Origin of the sequence: Endozoicomonas euniceicola (assembly GCF_025562755.1) — a bacterium.
Classification (GTDB): domain Bacteria; phylum Pseudomonadota; class Gammaproteobacteria; order Pseudomonadales; family Endozoicomonadaceae; genus Endozoicomonas_A; species Endozoicomonas_A euniceicola.
The window spans coordinates 2,599,831-2,610,000 of sequence record NZ_CP103300.1 but is presented as its reverse complement, the minus strand read 5'-3'; the positions used below and the strand labels follow the sequence as shown (position 1 = coordinate 2,610,000).

The following is a 10,170-nucleotide window of genomic DNA, read 5'->3' as shown; positions in this document are numbered from 1 at the left end:
AATTCCTTGTCGGGTAAGTTCCGACCTGCACGAATGGCGTAACGATGGCCACGCTGTCTCCACCCAAGACTCAGTGAAATTGAAATCGCTGTTAAGATGCAGTGTATCCGCGGCTAGACGGAAAGACCCCGTGAACCTTTACTACAGCTTCACAGTGGATCTTGATGTTGCTTGTGTAGGATAGGTGGGAGGCTTTGAAACGTGGACGCCAGTCTGCGTGGAGCCGACCTTGAAATACCACCCTGGCAATATTGAGGTTCTAACCCAGGTCCCTAACCGGGATCGGGGACATTGTGTGGTGGGTAGTTTGACTGGGGCGGTCTCCTCCCAAAGAGTAACGGAGGAGCACGAAGGTTGGCTAAGCACGGTCGGACATCGTGCGGTTAGTGTAAAGGCACAAGCCAGCTTGACTGCGAGACGTACATGTCGAGCAGGTACGAAAGTAGGTCTTAGTGATCCGGTGGTTCTGCATGGAAGGGCCATCGCTCAACGGATAAAAGGTACTCCGGGGATAACAGGCTGATACCGCCCAAGAGTTCACATCGACGGCGGTGTTTGGCACCTCGATGTCGGCTCATCACATCCTGGGGCTGAAGCCGGTCCCAAGGGTATGGCTGTTCGCCATTTAAAGTGGTACGCGAGCTGGGTTTAGAACGTCGTGAGACAGTTCGGTCCCTATCTGCCGTGGACGTTGGAAGTTTGAGGAGAGCTGCTCCTAGTACGAGAGGACCGGAGTGGACGAACCACTGGTGTTCGGGTTGTGTCGCCAGACGCATTGCCCGGTAGCTAAGTTCGGACGGGATAACCGCTGAAAGCATCTAAGCGGGAAGCCCCCTTCAAGATGAGACTTCCCTTGACCCTAGAGGTCACATAAGAGACGTTGAAGACTACGACGTTGATAGGCGGGGTGTGTAAGCGTTGTGAGGCGTTGAGCTAACCCGTACTAATGACTCGAGAGGCTTGACCATATAACGCCAAAGCGATTTGAAGAGCTTGAAGCTATAAGCTTGAAGCCGGAAGCTGTACGCAATAGTGAGAGAGTGTAGAGCAAGAATAAACAAAGCTGTTTAAGTATATTTTGGATTCCAGGAGCGTTCAGCTTCGAGCTTTAAGCTTATAGCTTCCAGCTTGAGAGCCGAAGGCTCGACCAGTTTTGCCTGGTGACCATAGAGCGTTGGAACCACCCGATCCCATCCCGAACTCGGAAGTGAAACGACGCATCGCCGATGGTAGTGTGGGGCTTCCCCATGTGAGAGTAGGTCATCGCCAGGCACTTATTTAGAAAACCCCAGTCGAGAAATCGATTGGGGTTTTTTCTATGTGCTGAAAAAACAAACGCGACATCTAAGAAGAACCGGATGAGGGGAGACCTTCAAGTCCGGTTCTGTGAGCAGCGGAAGGGGAGGTTCCTACCGCTGACTCGACAATATACCTATCCTCGGGTTATTGGAAAAAACTTCTTCTTGGGCAGTAGCAGGTTGACGACAGGTGAAATATTGGTCTTATGAATCTGATACGACGGTCTGTAATGACCACTGTGATTAGTCCAATATATTAGTCTTCCATTTTCAAGACGAAGTCCACCAGCGTATAAAACAGAGCTAAGGCCGCTTATTGAGGTATGCCCCCCAGTCCTTGGTACTTCTAAAATCTCCGGGCTTGGCTTGGGACGTCTTGGATCATCCCTATCATCATGGATTGGTAACGGGACACAAAATACCTGTAAAGGCCGCTCTATGAGAATTACAAAATCAAAATTAGCAGTAGGTGAATTTATTATTATATTCCCGGTTTTAGGGTCAGGGCTTTGTCTTTGTAAAAAATAGAAATTTTCAGTTTTTAACAATTCAAATATATAGCAGCTCTCTGCAGGTTTAGCACAAAGAAACGCATGCGGATAGTGATTAGGAAGCTCTTTTACCTGCAAACGTCTTTCAAAAATAGCAGAAAGCTCTGTAAAATCATTCCTATTAATCATAAAAAAAACCTCGTAAGGATGTAACTGGAATAGCTACAACAACTCAAGAGAAGCAACAACAGGAAATCTGCCAACAATCTGTATGAGGGTCGGAAGCCGCCATTGGAAGAATAGTTCATCCTCAGGCACTTGATTAGAAAAGCCCGATAGAGCAATCCGTCGGGCTTTTTCTACGTGCGAAAATAAACGTTCTGAATTTAATTTCAGATCAATTTAACAACTCCTTCATTCAGCAGTCGTTTGCTTTGGGTTTGATCCCAGGGCATTTCTGATCGCTCATCAACCCTGATCGAAATAGCTTTCGCAGATCATCTCCGTCTCATTTCCCATCCCGAACTCGGAAGTGAAACGACGCATCGCCGATGGTAGTGTGGGGATTCCCCATGTGAGAGTAGGTCATCGCCAGGCACCCAATTTACCTTGAGTTCGCTCAAGGCTGTGAAAACCCCAGTCGAGAAATCGGTTGGTTTTTTGCTATGTGCTAAAAAAACAAACGACACATCGGTTTATGCTCCTTGGCTTATAAAAGCGGGTTGTATATAGTCCCCAGCCTTTGTTGTTTCCGGAGTGTAAAACGATATGCCTCAATCAAAACCTCTGCTGTCTGAATACGATGTCATCGTTATTGGCGCTGGCGCATCCGGTTTGATGTGCGCCCTGACGGCAGGTGAAAGAGGCAGACGGGTTCTGGTGCTCGATCATTCCAACAAGATCGGCAAGAAGATTATCATTTCTGGCGGTGGCCGCTGCAACTTTACCAATCTCTGTACAGAGCCGGGAAATTATCTCTCCGACAACGGTCACTTCTGCAAATCAGCCCTTTCCCGCTATACGCAATGGGACTTTCAGGCGCTTGTGGATAAATATCAGGTAGCCTGGCATGAAAAAACTTTAGGGCAGCTTTTTTGCGATGACCGCTCACAGCAAATAGTCGATTTATTGGTGAGCGAATGCAGGGATGTTGGTGTCACTATTCGAACCAAAACAAAGATAGAAGGTATTGAACACCAGAATAATGATAGAACGCCGGTTTATCATCTGGAGACATCTTCCGGTAAGTTTTCTACCCAGTCTCTTGTTGTAGCAACAGGTGGGCTGTCATTCCCAACTATGGGAGCTACGGGCTTTGGCTATCAAGTGGCTGAACAATATGGACATAACATTATCCCGACCTGCCCTGCCCTTGTGCCTTTGACCATGTCTAAAAAATGGCTGGAGCAGTTTGCCGAATTGTCAGGAGTAAGTGCTGAAGTGATTGTGAGCTGCAATGGTCAGTCTTTTAAAGAGAACCTATTGTTTACCCACAGAGGGATAAGCGGTCCTGCTATTTTGCAGGTATCTTCTTACTGGAAAGTAAACGACAGTATTTTTGTAAACTGGCTGCCTGCTGTTTCAGCTTACGATTTTTTAAAGGAAGCACAACAACGTCGGGCAAAAGCTGAAACCCAGACAATTCTGGCAGAACATCTGACAAAACGCCTGGCCAATGCTCTGTGTGAGCACGGTAAGCTAAGACTTTTAACGGAGAGTGGTCGTAAAGCCATCAGTCATTACAGTCACTCAGAGTTGGAGCAGTTAGCAAATGAGTTTGAAAACTGGGAAATGCAACCAACTGGCACCGAAGGATATAAAAAAGCAGAAGTGACTCTGGGTGGAATCTGCACCAGTAAAGTGTCGTCTAAAACATTTGAAAGTCGATTGCAGCCAGGGCTGTTTTTTATCGGTGAAGTGCTGGATGTCACCGGTCACCTGGGTGGATTCAATTTCCAATGGGCGTGGGCATCCGGGCATTGCGCCGGGCAGTTTGTCTGAATGAAACAAATCCGGTTGGCTTGATATTTGATTCAGCGTTACCCTTGCTGCATCCCATGATGTGTTTCAAGGAATATTGTAATGAAATTCATAAACCGCTGCGTTGTCAGCCTGAAACCTGCACAGCCATTTATCGACTGGGTTAAATCCCTTGGTGCCGATCTGCCTGAAGACTGGTCACTGGAAGGCGGCGCTTATCTGCTCGATGAACAGGATACTGAAGAAGCACTGAATATCATCATTGACCAGAACGCTTGCGATATGATGGAAAACGAACTGTCCGCCTGGGAAGAAGATCCTGCTCGCTGGCCCAGGGAGCGAAATGCTACACAACTGCGCAGCTGGTTTCAGCTGCATGTTGCTGTGGCGGGCTTTGATTTGGGCAAGGATGATCTGATGCGTGCCGACCTGGCTGACCTTGAGGTTATGTAACCGCCGAATAATGCAACGGGCTACGGACTACGAAAACAGAAAATGAGTGAAGACATACCACAACCCCTTTCCAAAAAGCACAATTTAGAAAAGCACGATGAGCCATTGGAAATCCTTTATAAGGACAGCTGTCTGGTTGCTGTGAATAAGCCTTCGGGGTTGCTGGTTCACCGCTCCATGATTGATCGGTACGAAACCCGTTTTGCCTTGCAGGAAGTCAGGAATCAGATTGGCCAGCGGGTTTATCCATTGCACAGGCTGGATAAGCCTACATCCGGTATTCTGCTGTTTGCGTTGTCTCCGGAAATAGCGAGGCAAATGGGGCAGCAGTTTGAATCAAACCGTGTGAAAAAAAACTATCTCGCGATTGTGCGCGGCTATGCTCCGGAATCTGGTGTTATAGATCATGCTCTCAAGGAAGAAATGGATAAAATGGCAGACCGCAAAGCACGCCAGAACAAACCTGCCCAGGACGCTGTAACAGAATTCACAAGACTGGCGACCATTGAGATTCCTGTTGCGATAGACCGTTATCCACAGAGCCGCTATTCACTGGTTGAAGCCCGGCCGAAAACAGGACGCAAGCATCAGATTCGTCGTCACATGAAGCATATTGCGCACCCGATTATAGGGGACGCAAAACATGGCAAGGGAAACCACAACCGTTATTTTGCCACACACTTTGCAGCTGACCGTCTGTTGCTGGCCTGTATTGAAATGGAAGTCATACATCCGGTCACTGGTAAGCCTCTGTCTTTAAGGGCATCGCTGGACAAGCGTTTTACAGACCTTATCAACCGATTTGGCTGGGCTGATAGAGTGAGTGAATGTTTGCGCAAAGAAAAGCAATAGAATAGTTTTTATCCTTTAAATACACGATTTTGCTGGTTTTAGTTCTGATACTAGAGCTTATTGAATTTATTGGTTATTCTTTTATTTCTACTATTTCTGCCAAGGTCTATAAACGATAATTATCCATTTAATTCTCGTGATTGCTACTGAGCTCGATGTATGAATACTCTGGAACGTTTATCCCAATACCGCTTTACGGCTTCCCAGCTCGCTCGCTTTCGTCAGCTTGGTGAGTTTCTGGGGCGGCAGCCACTGGTTACTCGGCAGCAGCCTGAAGTGCTGGATACTCTGCGGCAGGTGGCAACGCTTGAGTCGGTGGAATATGGCAACAGTTTGGAAAATATACTTGCGCCGAGAGAAATCATCCGCAAATTGGTGTTACAGGAAATACGTCCAAGAACGCCGGTTGAGCGTCAGATAGCCGGTTATCATGATGTGCTGGAAATGGTGGTTGATCCGGCAGAGCACACCAATCTATCGGTTAGTTTGATCAGCCAGCTGCATGCCCTGCTCTATAGCCATCTGTCCCACGAGGGGGGACGCTGGAAAGCGACAAACAAGGATATTGTCGAACGTGATACTGACGGCACCATCAAGGGAGTGCTTTATCGTACAGTGCCAGCGGCTGAAACAGCTGCCGCCGTGGAAAAAACGGTTGAGCTGTATCACGGAGCCCTGGACCGTAAGGTTGAGCCGTTGTTGGTGATCAGCTGCGCGGTGCTGGATTTTCTCTGTATTCACCCATTCAGCGATGGCAATGGCCGTATTGCCCGCTTGTTAGCTTTAATCATGTTGTCTCTGAATGGCTACCATGCCGGGCGTTTTATCAGCCTGGAACGAATATTCGCCCAGAATCAGGCAGCCTACTTAGATGCGCTGCAACGTAGTGTAAAGGGGTGGCATGAAGGCACGCACAACCCAATGCCGTGGATTAACTTCTTCCTTGACGCTTTGATTCAGGCTTATGAGGAACTGGAAGTCCGTGTGGAAGCCTTGCAGGGGCAAAGTAGCCGGGCACCCAAATCACAGTTGATAACGGTAGCGATTGAAGAACGGGAAGACCCATTTTCTGTGGCGGATATCTGTTTGCAGATTCCCACTGTCAGTCGTGAGCTGGTGAAGAAAGTGATTCAGGGCCTTCGGGAACAGGGGCGTCTGAAACCCATTGGCAAGGGGCGGGGTTCGCAATGGCAGAAAGTGAGTTAGTAACAACTTGCTTTGTGCTCCAGTGATGAGCCGGTTTTGTTCCGGCTCCATTCTTTTAGAGCATTTTTTTCAAGACATCGTTTTCCGGAGAATCCATAAAACGATGCTTCAAAGCACCCAGGATATGTAGGGCAATGATGCCAAGAAGGACGAAGGGAATAGAGGTGTGAATACTGTGCAGCTGCCCGGCCAGTTCTTTATTGTTTTCGATGACCTCGGGCAGTGTCAGCCCAAAGAAGGGAATGGGTTTGCCGCTAAATTCAGACATAAGCAGACCACTGACAGGCACCGCTATCATCAGCAGATACATCGAAAAGTGGGCGAGTTTTGCCAGTGCTTTTTCGAACGAAGGCAATGTTTCAGACAGTTTGGGGTGCTTGATTGAAAGGCGAATGATGATCCGCGCAACAATCAGCAGCATAGCCAGTACGCCAAAGGATTTGTGCCAGAAGTAGATGTCGTATTTATAGGGGGCTGTGTCCGGGTCTAAACCTGCCATAAACCAGCCACTGCCGATCATTCCCAGAATGGTGATAGCCATCAGCCAGTGCATGAGGCGCATTAAGACAGGGTATTTTTCAGTTTCCATCAGGCTTGTTCCTCTTGTTGTTGGCTTCTTCACAAATCAGCAACGCTGTTACCAATCTGTAAATTGATAAGTAAGAAAGTAGAGTAGCAAGTGTATGTAAGAGAAACCAGAATGGCTCAGGCGGACAGATAGGCAAGTATCTGTACCTCAGAGAAAAAATCGTCGATGAAATGGCAGGTGAAGTGCAGGGTAAAAAACAAAAGGCGTGAACCCCCGGCGATCTCCCCGGAATGATCCGATGAGTAGCCCTTTGAAGTAACAGGCCTATACTCTGCACTCCTAAAAAGAGGTACGCAGCATGCTGAATGAACATTTGTATGAAATTCTTGTTGATCTTGGGGCGGACAAGGACAAGGCGAAAGAGGCTGCAAAGGAAGACAAAGAGCTCTTGATTAAAACCGCAACGAACGCAACATTCGTTGTTATGATTAAGGCTCAAGCTGCCTTGTTAGATTTTTAAGAAGGACGTTTCTCGCACCGTTGATGTCTCTGTCAACGGTGAAACCATTGCCTTTTATAACTTTTGATGAACCAAGCCGATCATCAATACTGCCATCCCATGAGCGGGTCTTTGACGTGTACGCTTCATTGCAATCCACAACGTGCTTTCCGTACTTTCTGGCGTACCACTTCAAACGCACCTTAAACCCGTAATGATTGAGATCTAGCATCTGGCGGCAGGTATTCCGGCGTATGGTACGCACCTTTTTGTCTTTTCGTGTGACCATACCCCTCGTCTCGAAAGACGGCAGAAAGATAACGTCATAATTGGATACAAGCTCGAACGCCAGTCGGTTATGCAAGTCCAGAATAATGTCATCTTTCTTGCACTTGAGGCGGTTAATCTCTTTGTCAAAGTTGACAATACGATCCTGCGCCCACTGAGGCATGTCAGGAAACTTTATGCCTTTTTGGGTGTTTAGAATCTTTTGTTTTTGCCCAATGAAATTGTCAACTCGTTTCATAAGCGGGAACAACTTTTCTTTGGCAAAGTCATTTCCTGCAATTAAAGCCTCTTTATCGCTGAAACAGGTAGCAAAAGTTCGCACTCCGGGGTCGATCCCAACACACTTCACTGCGCCTTGGATATCGGCATTGAGTTCTATGTGTTGTTGAACCTGAATGAACCAGCGCCCTTTGTCACAGGTAATAACGCATGATTTACCAATGGCTTCGGCAGGCACTTCTTCCGTTAGATGGATTCTGCCCAACGCATTAACGCAAGGGTTCAACCCCTTTGGCAGTCTATCAATAGAGAATGAGTGCCTGCTTCCTTTACGGCTCTTAAAACTTATTTCTGAGAAACCTCCACTTGCCCCTTTGAGTTTTTTGTTTTTACTGCAAACAGACTTGAATGTTGTCGCTGCCGCTAGTGTTCCATTATCTGAAATAATAGAGTTATAAGCCCGTCCATTGTCTTTTTGCTCCTTCTCCACCTGAGCCTTTATCGACGGGCGCATATTAATAAATTTACCATTTTCGTCCTTGTATTTGTCATTGCGGAACCGCTCCACAGCCAGGTTGTAAGAACGCCTGTAAAGAGCAAGTGCATCCCTGTAGGCCGGTTCATTCTCCGGGTAAATTCTGATCCTTTTTGATGCTACGATCTTTGCGCCTTTTAGCGGAACGCTGTCCGTAGTGGCTGTTGCAGAACGAGGTAATGAAACCGATAAGCTCATGGGTATCAAAGGCTTCACCGGAACCATTCGAGTCATCCAAAACTTCGATTTGTCCTCCTGATAATTCAACGAGCCACTTGATAAGTTCGAATCCTGATCGTGCGAGCCTGTCTTTTGTGGTAACCACAATGTGGGTTGGATGGTCGCACATCGCTGATTCCAGAATGGTTTGCAGTCCTTTTCGTTTAAAGTTGAAAGCACTGGCAATGTCACTGATAAATTCTGCGTCAGGATGCCTTTCGAGCAAGCGTCGCCTTTGCGTAGCAATGGAAGATTTTTGCTTCCCTGAGCTAACCCTTGCATAGCATATCTTCCTCTGCTGGTTGATGAATATGCGGTAGTGACCCCCGCTCGTTTGCATTATTTTCTCGTAATGACCGCTTTCGATCTTTCGCCTTATTGTCTGGGTTGTTACGCCCTCAATCTTGGCAAGTTTGGTTGTGGATACCCACAAAATAAACGCCTCTGGCTATCTATGTTGTTGTCAGTATAACAAGTTATGTTGCGATTGTTGCATTTTTATTTAACTGTCAGAGATAAGGGGACTGATCTTCGAGCTGACCCGCCAGTCAGCCGAAATGAATACTCGGTTGATCGTGGTCGAGTCTGATATTTCAATCCTGAAAAACGATGTCAAATCACTGGATATGCGATTCGACGTAATGGATAACAAAATGGATTACCTGACTAATCTGGTAAAAGAACTGGTGCTTGCGAGCAAGGAGTAATCAAGGAGCAATAGATGAACAAGGACGCTCATTTAACCAAACACTTCAAGCGATCTGAACTGGCCAGCGAATGCGGGTGCGGTGTAGAACCGTGTACCAGTTGATGACGCAGCTCTTGAGTGTTGGGAAAGAAGGTATAAGGCTACCTTGCAACAGCTCCCGGAATTTTATCAACAATGGCTGTAACCGATTCACTGTAAAGAGGCTCCAGCTCCTCAGATGCTGTGACGCACATCCCCAGATCTCTGAGTAAGCCATCTTTAAGGCCATAAATCCAGCTGTGTACGGCCAGCTCCTGCCCCCGGTCCCAGGCATCCTGAACAACGGTTGTCTGGCAGACGTTAACCACCTGCTCCAGAACATTCAGCTCGCACATTCTGTTGACCAGAGCCTGGTCGTTGCTAATAAGCTCCAGAGCTTCCTTATGTTTGTGTTTGACATCCTGAACATGGCGCAGCCAGTTATCAATCATACCCAGCTTGCTGTTTCTGGTGGCTTCAGCCACGCCGCCACAGCCGTAATGACCGCAGACAATAATGTGCTTGACCTTCAGGTAGTCCACGGCGAACTGAATAACGGACAGGCAGTTCAGGTCGGCGTGAATAACCTGGTTGGCAACATTACGGTGAACAAACAGCTCGCCGGGAAGCAGGTCAGTAATCTGGTTAGCGGGTACACGGCTATCGGAACAACCGATCCACAGGTATTCCGGCGCTTGCTGTTGTGACAGTTTTTCAAAGAAGTCCGGATCTTTCTGGCGGACAGAGGCTGACCATTGTCTGTTGTTATCGAATAGCTTTTGTAGTCGACGCATGATCCGAATTCCGTATCTGTTACCAAATTGATTTACATCCTAGCAGACACTCCGGAACTGGCGGAGTTCCGGAGTGTAGC

At 47.5% G+C, this 10,170-nt stretch carries 11 protein-coding genes and 3 rRNA genes (1 of these 14 only partly in view); 9 read left to right on the top strand and 5 right to left on the bottom strand.

What is annotated here, in order from left to right:
• A 23S ribosomal RNA gene (locus tag NX720_RS10020) occupies nt 1-968 on the top strand (it extends 2,438 nt beyond the left edge of the window).
• A 188-nt stretch (nt 969-1,156) separates the two neighbouring features.
• Nucleotides 1,157-1,272: ribosomal RNA gene (rrf, locus tag NX720_RS10015) — 5S ribosomal RNA — on the top strand.
• Nucleotides 1,273-1,432: 160 nt separating this feature from the next.
• Here rrf (NX720_RS10015) and NX720_RS10010 read toward each other — a convergent pair.
• Complete coding sequence (locus tag NX720_RS10010; RefSeq protein WP_262600970.1) at nt 1,433-1,978, bottom strand: hypothetical protein; 546 nt, start codon at nt 1,976-1,978, stop codon at nt 1,433-1,435.
• A 293-nt stretch (nt 1,979-2,271) separates the two neighbouring features.
• Between NX720_RS10010 and rrf (NX720_RS27490) the strand changes: the two genes are divergently transcribed.
• The 5 genes from rrf (NX720_RS27490) (at nt 2,272) to NX720_RS09990 (ending at nt 6,280) form a co-directional block, all read left to right on the top strand.
• Nucleotides 2,272-2,386 (top strand): 5S ribosomal RNA (gene rrf / locus NX720_RS27490).
• Between the two features lie 171 nt (nt 2,387-2,557).
• Nucleotides 2,558-3,790, top strand: a complete 1,233-nt coding sequence (locus tag NX720_RS10005; protein ID WP_262600969.1) for a BaiN/RdsA family NAD(P)/FAD-dependent oxidoreductase — start codon at nt 2,558-2,560, stop codon at nt 3,788-3,790.
• A gap of 81 nt (nt 3,791-3,871) precedes the next feature.
• Nucleotides 3,872-4,222, top strand: coding sequence for a hypothetical protein (locus tag NX720_RS10000; RefSeq protein ID WP_262600968.1), 351 nt, complete (start codon nt 3,872-3,874; stop codon nt 4,220-4,222).
• 42 nt (nt 4,223-4,264) lie between these two features.
• A complete protein-coding gene (truC, locus tag NX720_RS09995) occupies nt 4,265-5,074 on the top strand; it encodes a tRNA pseudouridine(65) synthase TruC (RefSeq protein WP_262600967.1) in 810 nt (269 codons plus the stop codon).
• A gap of 159 nt (nt 5,075-5,233) precedes the next feature.
• Nucleotides 5,234-6,280: a Fic family protein gene (locus NX720_RS09990; RefSeq protein ID WP_262600966.1), complete on the top strand. Its 1,047-nt coding sequence runs from the start codon at nt 5,234-5,236 to the stop codon at nt 6,278-6,280.
• Nucleotides 6,281-6,335: 55 nt separating this feature from the next.
• Here the strand turns inward: NX720_RS09990 and NX720_RS09985 are convergent, their stop codons facing one another.
• Nucleotides 6,336-6,869 carry a cytochrome b gene (locus tag NX720_RS09985; protein WP_262600965.1) on the bottom strand — a complete coding sequence of 178 codons (534 nt, stop codon included), beginning with the start codon at nt 6,867-6,869 and terminating at the stop codon, nt 6,336-6,338.
• Between the two features lie 298 nt (nt 6,870-7,167).
• Here NX720_RS09985 and NX720_RS09980 point away from each other — a divergent pair, with 298 nt between their 5' ends.
• Entirely contained in the window at nt 7,168-7,329 is a 162-nt protein-coding gene (locus tag NX720_RS09980; protein WP_262600964.1) for a hypothetical protein, read from the top strand.
• Here the strand turns inward: NX720_RS09980 and NX720_RS09975 are convergent.
• Nucleotides 7,298-8,548 (bottom strand): RNA-guided endonuclease InsQ/TnpB family protein, encoded by a 1,251-nt coding sequence (locus NX720_RS09975; protein WP_404831050.1) that lies wholly within the window; start codon nt 8,546-8,548, stop codon nt 7,298-7,300. The genes NX720_RS09980 and NX720_RS09975 overlap by 32 nt on opposite strands.
• The gene (locus NX720_RS27065) at nt 8,436-8,909 is read right to left on the bottom strand and encodes a recombinase family protein (RefSeq protein ID WP_404831075.1); all 474 of its coding nucleotides are present in this window, start codon (nt 8,907-8,909) and stop codon (nt 8,436-8,438) included. The genes NX720_RS09975 and NX720_RS27065 overlap by 113 nt, the downstream gene beginning before the upstream one ends.
• A 217-nt stretch (nt 8,910-9,126) precedes the next feature.
• Between NX720_RS27065 and NX720_RS09970 the strand changes: the two genes are divergently transcribed.
• Nucleotides 9,127-9,276: a hypothetical protein gene (locus NX720_RS09970; protein ID WP_262600963.1), complete on the top strand. Its 150-nt coding sequence runs from the start codon at nt 9,127-9,129 to the stop codon at nt 9,274-9,276.
• A 142-nt stretch (nt 9,277-9,418) separates the two neighbouring features.
• Here NX720_RS09970 and can read toward each other — a convergent pair whose 3' ends face one another.
• Nucleotides 9,419-10,090 (bottom strand): carbonate dehydratase, encoded by a 672-nt coding sequence (gene can / locus NX720_RS09965; protein ID WP_262600962.1) that lies wholly within the window; start codon nt 10,088-10,090, stop codon nt 9,419-9,421.
• Nucleotides 10,091-10,170 lie beyond the last annotated feature (80 nt).

Bases quoted from the DNA above. Each gene is read 5' to 3' on its own strand.
- NX720_RS10000 (WP_262600968.1), top strand. From the start codon at position 3,872: ATGAAATTCATAAACCGCTGCGTTGTCAGCCTGAAACCTGCACAGCCA.
- NX720_RS09990 (WP_262600966.1), top strand. From the start codon at position 5,234: ATGAATACTCTGGAACGTTTATCCCAATACCGCTTTACGGCTTCCCAG.
- NX720_RS09980 (WP_262600964.1), top strand. From the start codon at position 7,168: ATGCTGAATGAACATTTGTATGAAATTCTTGTTGATCTTGGGGCGGAC.
- truC (WP_262600967.1), top strand. From the start codon at position 4,265: ATGAGTGAAGACATACCACAACCCCTTTCCAAAAAGCACAATTTAGAA.
- NX720_RS09985 (WP_262600965.1), bottom strand. From the start codon at position 6,869: ATGGAAACTGAAAAATACCCTGTCTTAATGCGCCTCATGCACTGGCTG.
- NX720_RS27065 (WP_404831075.1), bottom strand. From the start codon at position 8,909: ATGCAAACGAGCGGGGGTCACTACCGCATATTCATCAACCAGCAGAGG.
- NX720_RS09975 (WP_404831050.1), bottom strand. From the start codon at position 8,548: ATGAGCTTATCGGTTTCATTACCTCGTTCTGCAACAGCCACTACGGAC.
- NX720_RS09970 (WP_262600963.1), top strand. From the start codon at position 9,127: ATGAATACTCGGTTGATCGTGGTCGAGTCTGATATTTCAATCCTGAAA.
- NX720_RS10005 (WP_262600969.1), top strand. From the start codon at position 2,558: ATGCCTCAATCAAAACCTCTGCTGTCTGAATACGATGTCATCGTTATT.
- NX720_RS10010 (WP_262600970.1), bottom strand. From the start codon at position 1,978: ATGATTAATAGGAATGATTTTACAGAGCTTTCTGCTATTTTTGAAAGA.
- can (WP_262600962.1), bottom strand. From the start codon at position 10,090: ATGCGTCGACTACAAAAGCTATTCGATAACAACAGACAATGGTCAGCC.